Consider the following 17017-nt stretch of genomic DNA (forward strand, 5'->3'; position numbering starts at 1 on the left):
CATCCTAGGGCCGCACGCGCGCAGGACGGGGTCAGAGGGCGCTCACGCGGTCGACCGCCTCGGCGACGAGACCCGCGAGCCGTTCCGGTGCATCCTCCGGCGCGCCCGGCCCGAGTCCCGCGCGTCCGAAGGTGAACCGCACGGCGGTCTGCGCCACGGCCGGGTCGATGCCGAGGGCGAGGAGCACGGGGGAGGGCTCGTCGCTTCCGGCCGCGCAGGCGGAGCCGCTGGAGGACACCACGCCGCGGCGTTCGAGCTCCAGCAGCACGGCCTCGCCGCTGGTCCCCGCGAATGTGAAGCTCACCGTCCCCGGAAGGCGGTGGACCGGGTCTCCGGTGAGGCGTGCGGAGCGCACCGCGGCGAGGACCGCGTCGGTGAAGCGCCGGCTCTGCGCGCCCACCCGACGGCAGGCCTGCTCCCGCTCGGCCTCGGCCAGCTCCAGAGCAGTGGCCAGCGCCACGGCCCCGGCGACGTTCTCCGTGCCGGAACGACGCCCGCGCTCCTGCCCGCCGCCGTGGAGGATCGGTTCGAGCGGGATCCGGCCCCGCACGGCCACGGCCCCCGTGCCCTTCGGCGCGCCGAGCTTGTGCCCGGCGATCGAGACGGCGTCGGCGCCGAGGCCGCGCAGCGCCAGCCAGCCGGCGGACTGGACGGCGTCGACGTGCAGGGGCACGCCCGCGCCCGATGCGACGGCGGCCAGACCGGGCACGTCCTGCACGGTGCCGACCTCGTTGTTCGCATGCCCGAGGGAGACCAACGCCGTGTCGGGCCGCAGCGCCGCGGCGAGCTCCGCGGGCGTGACCATTCCGGTCCCGCTCACCGGCAGCATCGTGGTCTCCACGTCCTGGAACCGCGCCAAGTGGTCCGCCGAGGCGAGGATCGATTCGTGCTCGATCGGCGTGGTGACGAGGTGCTTTCGGCCCCGTGCGAGCGCCGCGAGGACGATGCCCTTGACGGCGAGGTTGTTCGCCTCTGTTCCTCCGGACGTGAAGACGACGTCTCCCGGGCGCATGCCGAGCACTGCGGCGACGCGCGCACGGGCGTCGTCGAGGGCGGCGGCGGCGGCCTCGCCGACGGTGTGATGGCTGGACGGGTTGCCGAACGTGTCGCCGAGGAAGGGGGCCATGGCGGCGCGCACCTCCGCGCGGACCGGCGAGGTGGCGGCGTGGTCGAGGTAGAGCATGGCGTCCTCGTCAGTCGATCCGCACGTCCAGACCCAGATCCAGTGCGCGTGCGGAATGGGTGAGCGCCCCGACCGAGACGACATCGACGCCGGTCTCGGCGATCGCCCGCACCGTCTCCCGCGTCACCCCGCCGGAGGCCTCGGTCGTCGCCCGGCCGTCGATCAGCGCCACCGCCGCGCGGAGATCGTCGAGCGTGAAGTTGTCGAGGAGGACCGTGTGCGCGCCGCCGGCCAGGACGTCGGGGATCTGGTCGAGGCGGTCGACCTCCACCACGACATGGGTCGTGTGCGGGAGTCGGGACGCCGCGTCCCGCAGGGCCGCCGCTAGGTCGGCGCCACCGCGGCGCAGCACGGCGAGGTGGTTGTCCTTGGCCATCACGGCGTCGGAGAGGGAGAAGCGGTGATTGTGTCCTCCGCCCGAGGAGACGGCGTGCCGTTCGAAGGCACGCAGGCCCGGGGTCGTCTTGCGCGTGTCGGCGATGCGCGCCGCCGTGCCCTCCACGGCGCGGACGTACTGGGAGGTGAGTGTGGCGATGCCGCTCAGCCGCTGGGCGAAGTTGAGCCCGACGCGCTCCGCGGTGAGGATCGCGCGCGCCGGACCGGTGACGGTCGCGAGCACGTCGCCGGGCCCGAACGCGTCGCCGTCGGCGACGTGCAGGTCGACGACGACGGCGGGATCGGTCAGCGTGAACGCCGCGGCGAAGACCTCGCCGCCGCTCAGGATCCCGGCCTCCCGTGCGACGAGGTCGGCGGTTGCGGTCGAGGACTCCGGGATCAGGGCGGCGCTGGTGAGGTCGCCCCACGGGGCGTCCTCCTCCAGGGCGGCGCCGACGACGCGGTTCAGGAGAGCGGGGGTGAGCATCAGACTCCGATCAGGGCCGGTTCGGGTTCGAGGTGATGCGCTCCGACGGAGTCGGGGCGCGAGCGGGCCGCGGTCACCATGGCGAGGGCGACGAGGAGGAGGTTGGCGTCCTCGTGCTCTCGGACCGTGCCGGGATCCGGGGTGCCACGGCTCCACGCGCGGAGAGTGCGCTCGGCGACCGCGAGCCCCTCGCGGGTGCGCAGGAGGCCGGCGTGCCGCCACATCAGCTCCTGCAGCGCGGCGCGGCTGAACGCGGGCGCGGAGCGGTGATCCGCTGCGCCGGCCTCCGTGGCGGCCTCGGAGGCGGCGGGACCCGGCGGGACGGTCGGCATCGCAGGGGCGGGCACGTCGAGGGCGGCCGCGGCACGGGCGCCGAACACGGCGCCCTCCAGCAGGGAGTTCGATGCGAGCCGGTTGGCGCCGTGGACCCCGGTGCGGGCCACCTCGCCGACGGCGAGGAGCCCCGGGATGCTCGTGCGCCCGTCGAGGTCGGTCGTCACCCCGCCCATCAGGTAGTGCGCGGCAGGGGTGACCGGGATCGGCTCACGGGACCAGTCGAACCCCCGGGCCCGCGTCACCCGATCGATCGTCGGGAAGCGCCGGGCGAGCAGCTCCGCGCCGAGCGCCGTGGCGTCCAGGCGCACGGGCGAGCCCTGGGCTGCGGCCTGTCGCACGATCGCGCGCGCGACGACGTCCCGCGGGGCCAGCTCAGCGTCCGGGTGGGACTCCGCGAGGAACCGCCGCCCGTCGGCGTCCACGAGCACCGCCCCGTCGCCGCGGACCGCCTCGGACACGAGGAACGCCGCCCCCGGTGCGTCCAGGACGGTCGGGTGGAACTGCACGAACTCGAGGTCCGCGACAGCCGCTCCGGCCCGCAGCGCAGCGGCGACGCCGTCGCCGGTGCTGCCTGCCGGGTTCGTCGTCCGCGCGTACACGGCACCGGCGCCGCCGGTGGCGAGGACCACGGCATCCGCCGGGATCTCCCGAGGCCTGCCGCCGACGAGCGCGACGATGCCGGCGCACACCCCGCGTCGAACGTCGATTTCCCGCAGCAGAGCGTCCTCCACGACGGCGATGCCGGCCCGGCGGACCTCCTGCACGAGCGCCCGGGAGATCTCGGCGCCGGTCGCGTCCCCGCCGGCGTGCACGACGCGGGCGAACGCGTGCGCGGCCTCCCGGCCGCGCTGGAGGCCGCCGTCGGCGGCGCGGTCGAAGCGGACGCCGCGAGCCACGAGGTCGAGGATCCGGGCGGAGGCGTCGGCGGTGAGCACGGCGACGGCCTCGGGGTCCGCGAGTCCGGCGCCCGCCGCGAGGGTGTCGGCGGCGTGCTGGGCGGGGGAGTCGCCGGGGCCGTAGCAACCGGCGACCCCGCCCTGGGCGAGCGGGGTGCAGCCGCCGCCGAGGGCGCCCTTGGTCACGATCGTCACCCCGTGCCCGCGGTCATGGGCGTGCAGCGCGGCGGTGAGACCGGCGATGCCGGAGCCGACGACGACGACGTTCATCGGCGGTGGGCGTCCTGCGGCGGCTCGGTCGTCGGCCGGGCCGCCAGCATCCGCTCCAGCGCGACGCGGGCCGGGGCGGCGACGTCGTCCTGCACCCGGATGCGGTTCGGGGTGCGCCCCTCGACGAGCTCCTCGAGGACCCACGCGAGATACCCCGGGTGGATGCGGTACATCGTGGAGCACGGACACACGACCGGATCGAGGCAGAAGATCTCGTGCTGCGGATACTGGGCGGCCAGCCGTCTGACGAGGTTGATCTCCGTGCCGATCGCGAACACGGTCGGCTCCGTGGCGGCCGCGATGGCCCGGCGGATGTAGTCGGTCGAGCCGGACTCGTCGGCGGCGTCGACGACGTCCATCGGGCACTCGGGGTGCACGATCACCCGCACGCCGGGATGCTCGGCCCGCGCCTGGTCGATCTGGGCGACGGAGAACCGGCGGTGCACGGAGCAGAAGCCGTGCCACAGGATCACCCGCGACGCGACGAGGTCCTCGGCGCCGTTCCCGCCGAGCGCCTGCCGCGGGTTCCACAGCGGCATCCGCTCCAGCGGCACGCCCATCGCCTTCGCCGTGTTCCTGCCCAGGTGCTGGTCCGGGAAGAACAGCACGCGCCGCCCGCGTGCGAACGCCCACTCCAGGACGGTCCGGGCGTTCGAGGAGGTGCAGACGATGCCGCCGTGGCGACCGACGAACCCCTTGATCGCGGCGGACGAGTTCATGTAGGTGACCGGGATCACCGGGACGAGGCCGTCTGCGTCGGGCTCGTCGAGCGGCCCGAGCACGTCCGCGAGCTGCTCCCAGCACTCCTCGACCTGGTCGATGTCGGCCATGTCCGCCATGGAGCATCCCGCGGCGAGGTTCGGCAGGATCACGGCCTGATCGGGACCGGACAGCAGGTCGGCGGTCTCAGCCATGAAGTGCACGCCGCAGAAGACGATGGCCTCGGCGTCGGGGTGCTCGGTGGCCGCCGTGGCGAGCTGGAACGAGTCGCCGACGTAGTCGGCGTGCCGCACGACCTCCTCCCGCTGGTAGAAGTGGCCGAGCACCACGACGCGGTCGCCGAGCGTGCGCCGGGCGGCGCGGATCCGCTCGTCCAGCTCCGCCTCGTCGGCCTCGCGATACGCGGCGGGCAGCGCGCCCTGACGCGGAGCGCCGACCGGGATGACGTCGCCCATGGAGGAGCCGGGGCCGTAGCCGGGTCGCGCGTCGAAGTCCCACGGCCCCGCGGCGAGGTCGGTGCTGCAGGTCGCCTCGACGGACGAGCCGCCCGTGATCGCCTGGATGGCGTGGTCCACGGAGGGATCGACGCCTCGGAGCGCGGGGTCTCGGGCCTCGACGGTGTCGGCAACCGGGCGGGGGGTCATGACGTCCTCGTTTCTTCGGGGGCGAGCGGGCCGCGGTCGGCCAGTTCGACGTCGGTGTTGGATCGGTACAGCCGCGCGGGGCGGTGGCTTCCGGTGCGGAAGGACTCGGTGGGCACGAGGCTTCCCGCGCTCTCGACCTGCCGGCGGAAGTTCGCCGGGTCCAGGCGGCGGCCCAGGATCGCCTCGTAGGCCTCGCGCAGCTCGGCGAGAGTGAACTCCGGGGGCAGGAACCCGTGCGCGACGCGGCTGTAGCCGACCTTGTTGCGCAGGCGCCAGAGGGCGTAGTCGATGATCCGGGCGTGGTCGAACGCGAGGGAGGGGAGGCCGGCCGCGTCGAACCAGTCCACGTTCTCGGGCGCGGCCCCGGTCGCCCGGTAGGCGGCGCTCTGCGCGTCGACCGCGTCCGAGCGCAGCAACGCCCAGTACACGACCGAGACCACGCGGGTGGGGGAGCGGTGGACCGCTCCGAACGCATACAGCTGCTCCAGGTAGCTCGGCGCGAGCCCGGTGGTCTCGGCGAGGGTGCGCCCCGCGGCCTCCTCCAGGCTCTCGGCCACGTCCAGCCAGCCGCCCGGGAGCGCCCACGCGTCGCGGTGCGGGTCGCGGGTGCGGCGGACGAGGGGGAGGGAGATGCGGGGCGCTCCGTCGGCGTCGCGGCGCAGGGTGAGGATGACCGTCGAGACGGCGACGCGGATCCTGTCCTCGGGATCGCGAGTTCTGGTCATCATGACTTTAACCTCCGACTCGATCTTAGGGTGCGAACGACCTGAAGTCCAGGTCGATGACGCCGCCGATGGCGAGTCCGAAACGTTACCTTTCGGCGCGGGTCGCCACTTGGCGGACGGGGCGCTATTTGTTAGGTTGCTGTCCTAACAAACCCCAACCGGGGTCTGTCCTCAACGGGGAGTAGTCCCCTCCTCCTGCAACGCAGCACCGAGAGGAAGTCAAGGAATGATCCGTAACGGCAAGCGCGCGCTCGCGCTCACCGCCGTGGCGGGGGCCACGGTCCTCGCCATCGGCCTCACCGGTTGTTCGACCGGGGGCTCCGGCTCCGGCGGCTCGGGCGACGGCGACCGGGCACTGCGGGTCTGGGCCGGAAGCCAGACCCCGATCACGGCGAACTACAACCCGTTCGCGCCCACCGTGCTCCACGGAGCGCTCGGCCCGATCTACGAGCCGCTGTTCTTCTACAACAAGACCGCCGACGACAAGCCGGTCGGCCTGATCGGCGACTCCTTCGAGTACAACGAGGACGGCACCCAGATCACGGTCACCATCAAGAGCGGCCTGAAGTGGAACGACGGCAAGCCGCTCACCGCCAAGGACGTGGCGTTCACCTTCCAGTACGAGGCGAACAACCCCGAGGGCAACGGCCTGGTCTCGGCCGAGGCGACCGACGACACCACGGTCGTGCTCACGTACAGTGCCGCGCAGTACACCACCGAGTTCCAGCGGATGGGCTCGACGTACATCCTTCCCGAGCACGTGTGGGCGGACATCACCGACTTCGCGGACTTCGCCAACGAGGAGCCGGTCGGATCCGGCGCCTACAAGGTGCAGAAGACCACGGGCGAGTCCTACACGCTCGTGGCGAACGAGGAGTTCCGCGACGCCGACAAGCTCGGGGTGAAGAAGGTCCAGTACATCGCGGTGGACAACAACCAGACCGCGCAGGACCTCCTCGCCGCAGGCAAGCTCGACTGGGCGGGCATGTTCATCCCGAACCCGGACGACGTGACCGGCAACGGCAAGACCGACTGGATCAACACGCCGCAGGACCCGACGGTGCTCTACACCTGCTCCAACGCGGAACTGGGCTGCACGGGGCCGCAGACGGACGTCGCCGTGCGCCAGGCGCTCAACGTCGCCATCGACCGCGGGACCATCAAGGACAAGGCCTTCGTCGGGCTCACCGGCGACGTCTCTCCGACGTACGCGCTCCTGCCGCGCGACGAGAAGTGGCTCGCCGACCCCGCCAACGAGGTCAGCCCGCAGGAGGCGAACGCCGCCGAGGCCGGGAAGATCCTCGAGGCCGCCGGCTACGTCAAGGGCGGCGACGGCATCTACGCCAAGGACGGCCAGCCCGTCGAGCTCAGCCTCACCTCGGTGGACGGCTGGACCGACTACAACGACGCGGCGAAGCTCATCGCCGAGCAGGCGGCGAAGGCCGGCATCAAGGTCAACGCCTCCACCGTGCAGTGGCAGGAGTTCTCCGACGCCCGCCAGACCGGCAATTACCAGCTCATCGTGGGCGGAATGATCGGCACCTCCGTCGCCGACCCGTTCCAGATCTACCGCGACTGGTTCGGCGGCACCACCGTGGAGTCCACCTCGAAGGTGGGCGAGGAGGTCCCCGCGGGCCGCTGGAACTTCAGCCGCTACAGCAACCCGACGGTGGACGCCGCCATCCAGGCCGCCATCAGCACGAACGACGAGGCGAAGAAGAAGGAGCTCTACACCACGATCCAGAGCGAGATCGTGCGCGACCTGCCCTACATCCCGCTCGTGATCAACGCCACGCAGACCTTCTACAACACGAAGGACTACACCGGCTGGCCCACCGAGGAGGAGCTCTACGCCTTCCCGCCGTCGTGGGGCGCGATCGCCGCCGGGTACATCCTGCAGCACCTGCAGCCGGCGAAGTGAGCTGAGTGAGTCCGTGGGAGCAGGAAGTCTGAGGTGACAGTGACATGAAGTTCTATGCACGAAGGATCGGGTTCTACGCGTTCACGTTGTGGGCCGCGATCTCCCTCAACTTCCTGCTCCCGCGGCTCATGCCGGGGAACCCGGCCGACATCATGATCGCCAAGATGCAGCGCGCGGGCGGCGAGGTCTCCGAGACGACCATCCGCAACATCAAGCTGCTTCTCGGCTCCGACGACCAGCCCCTGTGGGATCAGTACCTCGGGTACTGGGGCCGGATGTTCCAGGGGGATCTCGGGGTCTCGGTCACGAAGTACCCCACTCCCGTCGCCGACCTGATCGGCGAGGCGCTGCCGTGGACGCTGATCCTCGTCGGCACCGCCACCGTCATCTCCTTCATCCTCGGCGTCGTCCTCGGCGCCTGGGCCGGATGGAAGCGCGGCACCTGGGTCGACAACCTGATCCCGGCGACGACCGTGCTGCAGTCCATCCCGTACTTCTGGCTCGCGCTCATCATGGTGTCGGTGTTCGCCGTGGGCTTGGGCTGGTTCCCGATCTTCGGCGGCTACGACGTCTTCGACTTCCCCGACGGGCCGGAGCCCACCTGGGCGTTCTTCGGCAACGCGGTGTCGCACGCGATCCTGCCGGCGGTGACGATCGTGCTGAGCTCGGTCGGCGGCTGGCTGTTCGGGATGCGCAACATGATGGTCCAGATCCTCTCCGAGGACTACATCACCACCGCCGAGGCCAAGGGGCTGCGCCCGCGCCGGATCCTGATGACGTACGCCGCGCGCAACGCGGCGATCCCCTCCATCGCCGGGTTCTCGATCACCCTCGGCTTCGTCGTGGCCGGCTCCATCGTCATGGAGCAGGTCTTCACCTATCCGGGCATCGGCAAGCTGATGTTCCAGGCGGTGACCAACAACGACTATGCGCTCCTGCAGGGGCTGTTCCTCGTGATCACCGTCACCGTGCTCGCCGCCAACTTCTTCATGGACCTGGTCTACGGGTTCATCGACCCGAGGGCTCGCCAGAATGTCTAACGCCGAGAAGACCGCACCGGACCTCATCGTCAAGGAGGCCCCGTCCGTCGAGCCGCCGAGCACGGTCGCGCTGGCGACGGCGCGCCGCCCGCGCAGCGGCCTGCGGGCCATGCTGCCCCGGCGCTCGCCGAAGCTCGTGACCGGGCTGGTCCTCGTGGCCGGGATCGTGCTCTTCGCGGTGCTCGCCCCGTTCCTCACCCAGAACCCGCGGGCGACCGGCAACGCGGCCCTCCAGCCGCCGTCGGGCGAGCACTGGCTCGGCACGACCAAGCTCGGCAACGACGTGCTCGCCCAGCTCGCGCACGGCGCCCAGGGCTCGCTCCTGGTGGGGCTCGTCGCCGGCGGCATCGCCATCGTCCTTTCGCTCCTGTTCGGCGTTCTCGCCGGCTACCTCGCGGGCTGGCGGGAGGACGTGCTCGCCCTCATCACGAACGTCGCACTGGTGATCCCGGGGCTCCCGCTCGTGATGGTGATCGCGGCCTCCTTCAACTCCCGGAGCTGGCAGCTCGTCGCGTTCGTGCTCGGGATCACGTCCTGGGCGGGAGCCGCCTACGTGCTCCGGCTCCAGGCGCGCTCCCTGCGGTCGCGCGACTACGTCTCCGCGGCGAAGGTGGCGGGGGAGAGGAGCGCCCGGGTGATCCTCGTCGAGATCCTGCCGAACCTCCTGCCGCTGCTCACCGCGCAGTTCCTGTTCGCGATCATCTTCGCGATCCTCGGCGAGGCGGGCCTGTCGTACCTCGGCCTCGGCCCCACCGACTCGATCACGTGGGGCACGATCCTCAACGACGCGCAGTCCGGGCAGGCGCTCGGGCGCGGGGCGTGGTGGTGGTTCGTCCCGCCGGGCGTGATGATCGCGCTCCTGGGCTGTGGTCTCGCGCTGATCAACTTCGCGATCGACGAGATCATCAACCCGAAGCTCCGCAACGCCCCGCAGGCGGCCCGCTCCGCCCGCAAGGCCACCAAGACGAAGGGGGTCACCGCATGAGCGGCGCCACCGAGGCGGTCCTCACCGCCCGCAACGTGTCGATCGAGTACGAGGTCGACCCGCCTGTGCAGGCGGTGCGCGACGTCTCCCTGACGCTGAACCGGGGCGAGATCCTGGGCCTGGCGGGGGAGTCCGGCTGCGGCAAGACGACCCTCGCCTACGGGATGAACCGGCTGCTGAAGCCGCCGGCCGTGATGACCGGCGGCGAGATCGTCTTCCACGACCGGGACGGCCACGACATCGACGTCGTGGGACTCGAGGCGGAGGGGCTGCGGGCCTTCCGCTGGGACAAGATCTCGATGGTGTTCCAGGGAGCGATGAACTCGCTCAACCCCGTCATCAGCGTCAAGGCGCAGATCTTCGACATCTTCGACACGCATCGTCCCGGCATGAGCACGGCGCAGAAGACGGCTCGCGCCCAGGAGCTGCTGCAGCTCGTCGGCGTGGATCCCGCCCGTCTGACCAGCTTCCCGCACGAGCTGTCGGGCGGCATGCGCCAGCGCATGATGATCGCCATGGCGCTCGCGCTGGACCCGCAGGTCATGATCATGGACGAGCCGACCACCGCGCTCGACGTGGTCGTCCAGCGCGGCATCATCCGCGAGATCATGCGCCTGCGCGAGCGGCTCGGGTTCGCGGTCATCTTCATCACCCACGACCTGCCGATGCTCATCGAGATCAGCGACCGCATCGCGGTCATGCTGCAGGGGCGGATCGTGGAGCAGGGCACAGCGGAGGAGATCTACCGGAACCCGCAGCACGAGTACACCCGGCGTCTGCTCTCGAGCTTCCCGAGCCTGCGCGGCGATCGGGGCGACTTCGTGCGCACCGGCGTCCAGACCCCTCAGGAGCAGGCCCGATGAGCGCATCCCCCTCCACCCCGACCCTCGAGGCGCGTCGTCTCGTCAAGGACTTCACCCTGCGCTCCGGGCTGAAGACCCGGAAGCTCCACGCGGTGAAGGACGTGTCGTTCACGCTCGAGGCCGGGAAGACCATCGCGCTCGTCGGCGAGTCGGGCTCCGGCAAGTCGACCATCGCGCGGATGCTGATGAAGCTGGAGACGCCGACCTCGGGGGCCATCCTGCTCGACGGGCGCGAGACCGGCACGCGCGGCCGCGACCTCGCGCGCTACCGCTCCGAGGTGCAGATGGTCTTCCAGGATCCCTTCGCGTCCTTGAACCCGTTCCACACCATCGCCCACCACCTCGAACGGCCGCTGCGCATCCACCATCCGGAGCTGAGCGCCGCGCAGGTGCGCGAGCGCGCCCTGCAGCTGCTCGAGCGCGTGCGCCTGTCCCCGGCGGAGAGCTTCGCGGAGCGCCGGCCGCACGAGCTGTCCGGCGGGCAGCGCCAGAGGGTGGCGATCGCGCGGGCGCTGGCTCCCGGGGCGCGGTTCATCGTGGCCGACGAGCCGGTCTCGATGCTCGACGTCTCCATCCGGCTCGGGGTCCTGAACCTCCTCGCCGACCTGCAGCGGGAGGACGACCTGGGCGTCCTGTACATCACGCACGACCTGGCCACCGCCCGCCACTTCAGCGACGAGATCATGGTGCTCTACCACGGCGACGTCGTCGAGCGCGGTCCCAGCGACGAGGTGATCCTGAACCCGCAGCACGAGTACACGCGGACGCTCCTGGATGCGGCGCCCGAGCCGGAGAACCTCGGACGCCTGCGCGACGAGGTGCGCCGCGAGCTCGCCGGCGCCTGACGACCTCCGTCCGCGCGCGGTCCCCCACGGCCGCGCGCGGACGGGGCACCTCCCGGTCCGTGCGGCGCCTTCCCAGCCGCCGAGCGCCGCGGGCGGCTAGCGTCAGCGCATGCAGCAGCCCACTCGGCTCGAAGCGCGGATCGACGCGGCCGCCCGTCGTCTCCTTCTCCGTGCGCCCTCGCGCGGTGTGCCCGGGTTCCTCGTGGAGGCCGCCGTGTTCGTCGCGAAGCAGGCGTGGGCGTGCGTGTTCGGCGCGGTCCTGCTCCTGGCGATCGTGGTCGTGCGCACGCTGTATCCCGCCGATCTCGCGCTCAGCCGGAACGATCTGCTGACGATCGTCGCGGTGCTCATCCAGGTGGTGATGATCACGACCCGCCTGGAGTCCGGCAGGGAGCTGTGGGTGATCATGCTGTTCCACGTCACGGGCACGGTCATGGAGCTCTTCAAGACGGACGTGGGCTCCTGGGCCTATGAGGCCGAGGGCGTGCTGCGCCTGGGCGCGGTGCCGCTGTTCAGCGGCTTCATGTACGCGGCCGTGGGCTCCTATCTCGTCCGGGTGCACCGGCTCTTCGACCTGACCTTCACCCGGTATCCGCCGCTGTGGGCCACGGTGGTCGTGGCCGGGCTGATCTACGCGAACTTCTTCACCCACCACTGGATGTGGGACGCCCGGTGGGTGCTGACCGCGGCGGTGGTCGCGCTGTGGCTGCCCACGGTCATGCACGCGCGGGTGTGGCGCGCCACGCTGCGGATCCCGCTGCTGCTGCCGTTCGTCGGCGTGGCGCTGTTCATCTGGATCGCCGAGAACATCGGCACGCTCACCGGCGCCTGGCTCTATCCGGACCAGGTGCAGGGATGGCAGCTCGTGTCGGCGTCCAAGATCTCGAGCTGGTTCCTCCTGATGATCATCTCGGTGGTCCTCGTCACCCTGGTCGCCCCGCCCCGGCCGCCGGCCCCCGCGCGGTCCCGGCTGCGTGGCGACGCCGGCGGCGCGCCCGTCACGGTAGAGTGAGCCACGACAAGTGAAGACGGCCGTACGATGCGTGCGGGAGAGCCCGGTGCACGCAGCCGGGCACCGAAGGAGCAAGCCTCCCCGCCAATCTCTCAGGTACCCCCACCGCAGGCATCCGGCCACTCTGGAAAGCGAGATCGCACGCTGCGATCTCCGCCGACGGTGAAAGCCCCCTCACGGGCGAAGCTCTCAGGCCCATGACAGAGGGGGAGTTCTCGGATGCCCGTGCCGCGGGTGCCCTTCCGACCCACGGGGAGAACTCCATGACCGACGCCCGCTACACCCCGCTCCGCGAGCGCCATGAGGCGCTGGGAGCGTCCTTCACCGACTTCGGCGGCTGGCAGATGCCGGTGCGGTACACCTCGGACCTCGCCGAGCACCACGCGGTCCGCGAGGCCGCCGGGGTGTTCGACATCTCGCACATGGCGGAGTTCACCGTCGACGGAGCGCGCTCCGGCGAGTACCTCGACTACGCGCTGGCGGGCCGGCTGTCGGCGCTGCCCGTCGGCAAGGCCAAGTACTCGCTGCTGCTCGCCGAGGACGGCGGGATCATCGACGACGTGATCGTCTACCGCCTGGCCGAGGAGCGTTTCCTCATCATCTCCAACGCCGGCAACCGGGAGGCCGTGAGCGCGGCGCTGAGCACGCGTTCCGCGCCGTTCGACGTGACGGTGGCCGACGTGTCCGACGACTACGCGCTGATCGCCGTGCAGGGCCCCGCCGCCGAGGCGATCGTCTCGGCGGTCGACGGGATCGACGACGTCAGCGTGCCCTGGGCCGAGCAGCGGTACTACGCCTGGGCGGACGCCACGTTCCGGGGTGAGCCGCTCCTGCTCGCGCGGACCGGCTACACCGGCGAGGACGGCTTCGAGCTGCTCGTCCCGGCGGCCGCCGCGGCGGCGCTCTGGGACGCGGTCCTCGCTGCGGGCGACGGGCACGGCATCGTCCCCGCCGGTCTCGCCGCCCGCGACACCCTCCGTCTGGAGGCGGGCATGCCGCTGTACGGCCACGAGCTCACGCGCGATACCAAGCCGGCCCAGGCGGGCCTCGGGCGCGTCGTCGTCACCGACAAGGACCGCTTCATCGGCAAGGACGCTGTCGTGCCCGCCGAGGACGCCCGGGTACTCGTCGGCCTGTCCGCCGAGGGACGCCGGGCCGGGCGCGCCGGCTACCCGGTCGTCACCGAGGACGGCGCCGTCGTCGGAGAGATCACCAGCGGCGCCCTGAGCCCCACGCTCGGGCATCCCATCGCCATGGCCTACGTCGATCCCGCGCTCGCCGCGGGGGAGACCCCCCTGTTCCTCGACGTGCGCGGGACGAGGATCCCCGCGAACGTCACCGCCCTGCCTTTCTACCGGAGGAAGAAATGACCGATCTGAACACCCTGCGTTACAGCGAAGAGCACGAGTGGGTCGCCGCTGACGGCACCACCGCGACGGTCGGGATCACCGACTACGCCGCCGACAAGCTCGGTGACGTCGTCTTCGTGGAGCTGCCCGCCGTGGGCACCGAGATCACCGCCGGAAGCGTCGTGGGCGAGATCGAGTCCACCAAGTCCGTCGGCGAGCTCTACGCGCCGGTGGCCGGCACCGTCGTCGCCGTGAACGAGGCCGTCGTGGACGACCCGTCCCTCGTGAACGCGGCGCCGTTCGAGGGCGGCTGGCTGCTCAAGCTCGAGGTCGCCGACGGCGCCGTCGACGCGCTGATGGACCGCGCCGCCTACGTGGCGCTCACGGAGGGCTGAGGGTGACCGCGTTCGCCGACCGCCACATCGGGACCACCGCCGCCGCGCAGCGCGAGATGCTCGCCGCGATCGGCATCGCCGTCGCCGAGCAGGAGCGTCCCGTCGACGCGCTCATGCGCGACGCCGTGCCCGCGTCGATCCGCGACGAGGGCCGCGAGAGCGTGCTGCCGGCCGCCGCCAGCGAGGCGCAGGCCCTGGCGGAGCTGCGCGGACTCGCCGCGCAGAACGTCGTCAACCGCGCCATGATCGGCCTCGGCTACCACGGCACGATCACCCCGAGCGTCATCCAGCGCAACGTCCTGGAGAACCCGTCCTGGTACACGGCGTACACGCCGTACCAGCCCGAGATCTCGCAGGGGCGGCTGGAGGCGCTGATCAACTTCCAGACGATGGTCTCTGAGCTCACCGGCCTGGACACCGCGAACTCGTCGATGCTGGACGAGTCGACGGCCGTCGCCGAGGGCATGCTCCTGGTCCGGCGGGCGTCGAAGGCCACCTCGAACGTGTTCGTGGTGGACGCGGACGCCCTGCCGCAGACCAAGGCCCTCCTTGCGACGCGCGCCGAGGCGGTGGGGATCGAGCTCGTCGAGCGCGACCTCGCCGGGGGCGAGACGCTGCCGGAGGAGCTGTTCGGCCTGTTCGTGCAGTACCCGGGGGCGTCGGGACGCGTCTGGGACCCGTCGGGTGTGATCGATGCGGCGCATGTCGCCGGCGGTCTCGCCGTGGTCGGTGCGGATCTGCTCGCGCTCACCCTGATCGCCTCGCCCGGCTCGCTCGGCGCGGACGTCGCGGTGGGCACGACCCAGCGCTTCGGCGTGCCGATGGGCTTCGGCGGCCCGCACGCGGGATACATGTCGGTGCGGTCGGGGCTGGAGCGCCAGCTGCCCGGCCGTCTGGTCGGGGTCTCGCAGGACGCGGACGGCCACCCGGCCTACCGCCTCGCGCTGCAGACCCGCGAGCAGCACATCCGCCGCGAGAAGGCGACGTCCAACATCTGCACCGCGCAGGTGCTGCTGGCCGTGATGGCCTCGATGTACGCCGTCTACCACGGCCCCGAGGGGCTGGCGCAGATCGCCCGTCGCATCGCCGCGCTGGCCTGGTTCGTCGCCGAGGAGCTGCGCACGTCCGGGGTCGAGGTCGTCCACGACGCGTTCTTCGACACCGTGACCGTGCGCGTCCCGGGCGGCGCGGCCGACGCGGTGGCGCGGGCCCGCGACGAGCACGGGATCCTGCTGCGCCTGGTCGACGCCGACACCGTCGGGGTCACCCTCGACGAGACGACGACCTTCGAGGAGGTGCTCGCCGTGCTCGGCGTCCTGGGTGCGGGGGGCGGGGCGTTCGGGTTCGCCGTCGGCACGAACGACGCCCTTCCGGACGGCCTGCGTCGGCGGGACGACTACCTGACGCACCCGGTCTTCCACGCGCACCGGTCGGAGACGGCCATGATGCGGTACCTGAAGACGCTCGCGGACCGCGACTACGCGCTCGACCGCGGGATGATCCCGCTCGGCTCGTGCACGATGAAGCTGAACGCCGCGACGGAGATGGCGGCCATCACCTGGCCCGAGTTCGCCCAGCTGCACCCGTTCGCCCCCGAGGAGGACGTCCGGGGCTCGCTGGCGCTCATCGATCAGCTCGAGTCCTGGCTCGCCGACGTGACCGGGTACGACGCCGTGTCGCTGCAGCCGAACGCCGGCTCGCAGGGGGAACTCGCGGGCCTGCTCGCCATCCGCGGCTACCACCACGCCAACGGCGACGCTCACCGCACCGTGTGCCTCATCCCGTCCTCCGCGCACGGCACGAACGCCGCGTCGGCGGTCCTCGCCGGGATGAAGGTCGTCGTGGTGGCGACGGACGAGCAGGGCAACGTCGACCTCGGCGACCTGCGCGCGAAGATCGACGCCCATGCGGACGAGCTCGCCGCTCTGATGATCACCTACCCGTCGACGCACGGCGTGTACGAGCACGACGTCCTCGACATCACCGCCGCGGTGCACGCGGCGGGCGGTCAGGTGTACATCGACGGGGCGAACCTCAACGCGCTGCTCGGCTACGCGCGCTTCGGCGACCTCGGCGGCGACGTCTCGCACCTGAACCTGCACAAGACCTTCGCCATCCCGCACGGCGGCGGCGGTCCCGGTGTGGGCCCCGTCGCGGCCAAGGCGCACCTGGCTCCGTTCCTGCCCGGGCACCCGCAGGCGCAGCGGGCCGAGCACGCCGGAGGTTTCGTGTTCGAGGGCGGACCGGTCTCGGCGGCCCCGTACGGGTCCGCCGGCGTCCTGCCGATCTCGTGGGCGTATGTGCGGATGATGGGCGCGGCGGGCCTGGCCGACGCGACGGCCGCGGCCGTGCTGGCGGCGAACTACGTCGCCGCGCGCCTGGAGGCCCACTACCCGGTCCTCTACACGGGCGAGACCGGGCGGGTCGCGCACGAGTGCATCCTCGACCTGCGTCCCCTCAAGGACGCGACGGGGATCACCGTGGACGACGTCGCCAAGCGGCTCATCGACTACGGGTTCCACGCCCCGACCATGTCCTTCCCGGTGGCGGGCACCCTCATGGTGGAGCCGACCGAGTCGGAGGACCTCGGGGAGCTGGAGCGCTTCATCGAGGCGATGATCCAGATCAAGGCGGAGGCGGACGCCGTCGCGTCCGGGCGCTGGCCCGCCGACGACAACCCCCTCGTGAACGCGCCGCACACGGCGGCGTCGCTGATCGCGGGGGAGTGGGGGCACGCCTACACCCGCGAGCAGGCCGCCTACCCGGTGCACTCCCTGATCGCCGGCAAGTACTGGCCGCCGGTGCGGCGGATCGACAACGCCTACGGCGACCGCAACCTCGTGTGCGCCTGCCCTCCGGTGGAGGCCTTCACCTGAGCGTGCGCGACCGATCGACGCGGGCCCCGGACACCGTCCGGGGCCCGCGGTGCGTTTCCGTCAGGCGGGGCTGAGCGCATAGAAGGACGATCGAA

General features: G+C 71.7%; 14 protein-coding genes and 2 riboswitches. Of the genes, 9 read left to right on the plus strand and 5 right to left on the minus strand.

Features of this window, described 5'->3' with window-relative positions; genetic code table 11:
• Positions 1-31: 31 nt before the first annotated feature.
• From V6R91_RS14515 to V6R91_RS14535, 5 genes are read right to left on the minus strand one after another with little or no spacing between them, the layout of a single operon-like run.
• Complete coding sequence (locus V6R91_RS14515; protein WP_336395854.1) at positions 32-1183, minus strand: cysteine desulfurase family protein; 1152 nt, start codon at positions 1181-1183, stop codon at positions 32-34.
• 10 nt (positions 1184-1193) lie between these two features.
• The gene (gene nadC, locus V6R91_RS14520) at positions 1194-2045 is read right to left on the minus strand and encodes a carboxylating nicotinate-nucleotide diphosphorylase (protein ID WP_271060816.1); all 852 of its coding nucleotides are present in this window, start codon (positions 2043-2045) and stop codon (positions 1194-1196) included.
• A complete protein-coding gene (gene nadB / locus V6R91_RS14525) occupies positions 2045-3547 on the minus strand; it encodes an L-aspartate oxidase (RefSeq protein WP_271060817.1) in 1503 nt (500 codons plus the stop codon). The genes nadC and nadB overlap by 1 nt, the downstream gene beginning before the upstream one ends.
• A complete protein-coding gene (gene nadA / locus V6R91_RS14530; RefSeq protein WP_271060818.1) occupies positions 3544-4911 on the minus strand; it encodes a quinolinate synthase NadA in 1368 nt (455 codons plus the stop codon). The genes nadB and nadA overlap by 4 nt, the downstream gene beginning before the upstream one ends.
• A complete protein-coding gene (locus tag V6R91_RS14535) occupies positions 4908-5636 on the minus strand; it encodes an NUDIX hydrolase (RefSeq protein WP_336395945.1) in 729 nt (242 codons plus the stop codon). The genes nadA and V6R91_RS14535 overlap by 4 nt, the downstream gene beginning before the upstream one ends.
• Before the next feature lie 226 nt (positions 5637-5862).
• Here V6R91_RS14535 and V6R91_RS14540 point away from each other — a divergent pair, with 226 nt between their 5' ends.
• The 9 genes from V6R91_RS14540 to gcvP all read left to right on the plus strand — a co-directional run bounded on the left by V6R91_RS14540 (position 5863) and on the right by gcvP (position 16922).
• Entirely contained in the window at positions 5863-7557 is a 1695-nt protein-coding gene (locus V6R91_RS14540; protein WP_271060820.1) for an ABC transporter substrate-binding protein, read from the plus strand.
• Positions 7558-7601: 44 nt separating this feature from the next.
• Complete coding sequence (locus tag V6R91_RS14545; RefSeq protein WP_219085136.1) at positions 7602-8597, plus strand: ABC transporter permease; 996 nt, start codon at positions 7602-7604, stop codon at positions 8595-8597.
• On the plus strand, positions 8590-9582 hold the full coding sequence (locus V6R91_RS14550) for an ABC transporter permease (protein WP_336395855.1): 993 nt from the start codon (positions 8590-8592) through the stop codon (positions 9580-9582). The genes V6R91_RS14545 and V6R91_RS14550 overlap by 8 nt, the downstream gene beginning before the upstream one ends.
• Positions 9579-10445 carry an ABC transporter ATP-binding protein gene (locus tag V6R91_RS14555; protein WP_219085138.1) on the plus strand — a complete coding sequence of 289 codons (867 nt, stop codon included), beginning with the start codon at positions 9579-9581 and terminating at the stop codon, positions 10443-10445. Before V6R91_RS14550 ends, V6R91_RS14555 begins: the two co-directional genes overlap by 4 nt.
• On the plus strand, positions 10442-11290 hold the full coding sequence (locus tag V6R91_RS14560) for an ABC transporter ATP-binding protein (protein WP_067247398.1): 849 nt from the start codon (positions 10442-10444) through the stop codon (positions 11288-11290). The genes V6R91_RS14555 and V6R91_RS14560 overlap by 4 nt, the downstream gene beginning before the upstream one ends.
• A 109-nt stretch (positions 11291-11399) precedes the next feature.
• Positions 11400-12302, plus strand: coding sequence for a DUF817 domain-containing protein (locus V6R91_RS14565; protein WP_336395856.1), 903 nt, complete (start codon positions 11400-11402; stop codon positions 12300-12302).
• 24 nt (positions 12303-12326) lie between these two features.
• Positions 12327-12420, plus strand: a riboswitch (glycine riboswitch).
• A riboswitch (glycine riboswitch) is annotated at positions 12421-12516 on the plus strand.
• A 49-nt stretch (positions 12517-12565) separates the two neighbouring features.
• Positions 12566-13672: a glycine cleavage system aminomethyltransferase GcvT gene (gene gcvT / locus V6R91_RS14570; RefSeq protein ID WP_271060824.1), complete on the plus strand. Its 1107-nt coding sequence runs from the start codon at positions 12566-12568 to the stop codon at positions 13670-13672.
• Positions 13669-14046, plus strand: a complete 378-nt coding sequence (gene gcvH, locus V6R91_RS14575) for a glycine cleavage system protein GcvH (RefSeq protein WP_231820426.1) — start codon at positions 13669-13671, stop codon at positions 14044-14046. Before gcvT ends, gcvH begins: the two co-directional genes overlap by 4 nt.
• Positions 14047-14102: 56 nt before the next feature.
• Positions 14103-16922, plus strand: a complete 2820-nt coding sequence (gene gcvP / locus V6R91_RS14580; RefSeq protein WP_442928130.1) for an aminomethyl-transferring glycine dehydrogenase — start codon at positions 14103-14105, stop codon at positions 16920-16922.
• Positions 16923-17017 lie beyond the last annotated feature (95 nt).

The organism is Microbacterium sp. CCNWLW41 (assembly GCF_037083505.1).

Excerpts from the sequence above, each read along its gene's own strand:
- V6R91_RS14515 (WP_336395854.1), bottom strand. The coding sequence starts at position 1,183 with ATGCTCTACCTCGACCACGCCGCCACCTCGCCGGTCCGCGCGGAGGTG.
- nadC (WP_271060816.1), bottom strand. The coding sequence starts at position 2,045 with ATGCTCACCCCCGCTCTCCTGAACCGCGTCGTCGGCGCCGCCCTGGAG.
- nadB (WP_271060817.1), bottom strand. The coding sequence starts at position 3,547 with ATGAACGTCGTCGTCGTCGGCTCCGGCATCGCCGGTCTCACCGCCGCG.
- nadA (WP_271060818.1), bottom strand. The coding sequence starts at position 4,911 with ATGACCCCCCGCCCGGTTGCCGACACCGTCGAGGCCCGAGACCCCGCG.
- V6R91_RS14535 (WP_336395945.1), bottom strand. The coding sequence starts at position 5,636 with ATGACCAGAACTCGCGATCCCGAGGACAGGATCCGCGTCGCCGTCTCG.
- V6R91_RS14540 (WP_271060820.1), top strand. The coding sequence starts at position 5,863 with ATGATCCGTAACGGCAAGCGCGCGCTCGCGCTCACCGCCGTGGCGGGG.
- V6R91_RS14545 (WP_219085136.1), top strand. The coding sequence starts at position 7,602 with ATGAAGTTCTATGCACGAAGGATCGGGTTCTACGCGTTCACGTTGTGG.
- V6R91_RS14550 (WP_336395855.1), top strand. The coding sequence starts at position 8,590 with ATGTCTAACGCCGAGAAGACCGCACCGGACCTCATCGTCAAGGAGGCC.
- V6R91_RS14555 (WP_219085138.1), top strand. The coding sequence starts at position 9,579 with ATGAGCGGCGCCACCGAGGCGGTCCTCACCGCCCGCAACGTGTCGATC.
- V6R91_RS14560 (WP_067247398.1), top strand. The coding sequence starts at position 10,442 with ATGAGCGCATCCCCCTCCACCCCGACCCTCGAGGCGCGTCGTCTCGTC.
- V6R91_RS14565 (WP_336395856.1), top strand. The coding sequence starts at position 11,400 with ATGCAGCAGCCCACTCGGCTCGAAGCGCGGATCGACGCGGCCGCCCGT.
- gcvT (WP_271060824.1), top strand. The coding sequence starts at position 12,566 with ATGACCGACGCCCGCTACACCCCGCTCCGCGAGCGCCATGAGGCGCTG.
- gcvH (WP_231820426.1), top strand. The coding sequence starts at position 13,669 with ATGACCGATCTGAACACCCTGCGTTACAGCGAAGAGCACGAGTGGGTC.
- gcvP (WP_442928130.1), top strand. The coding sequence starts at position 14,103 with ATGCTCGCCGCGATCGGCATCGCCGTCGCCGAGCAGGAGCGTCCCGTC.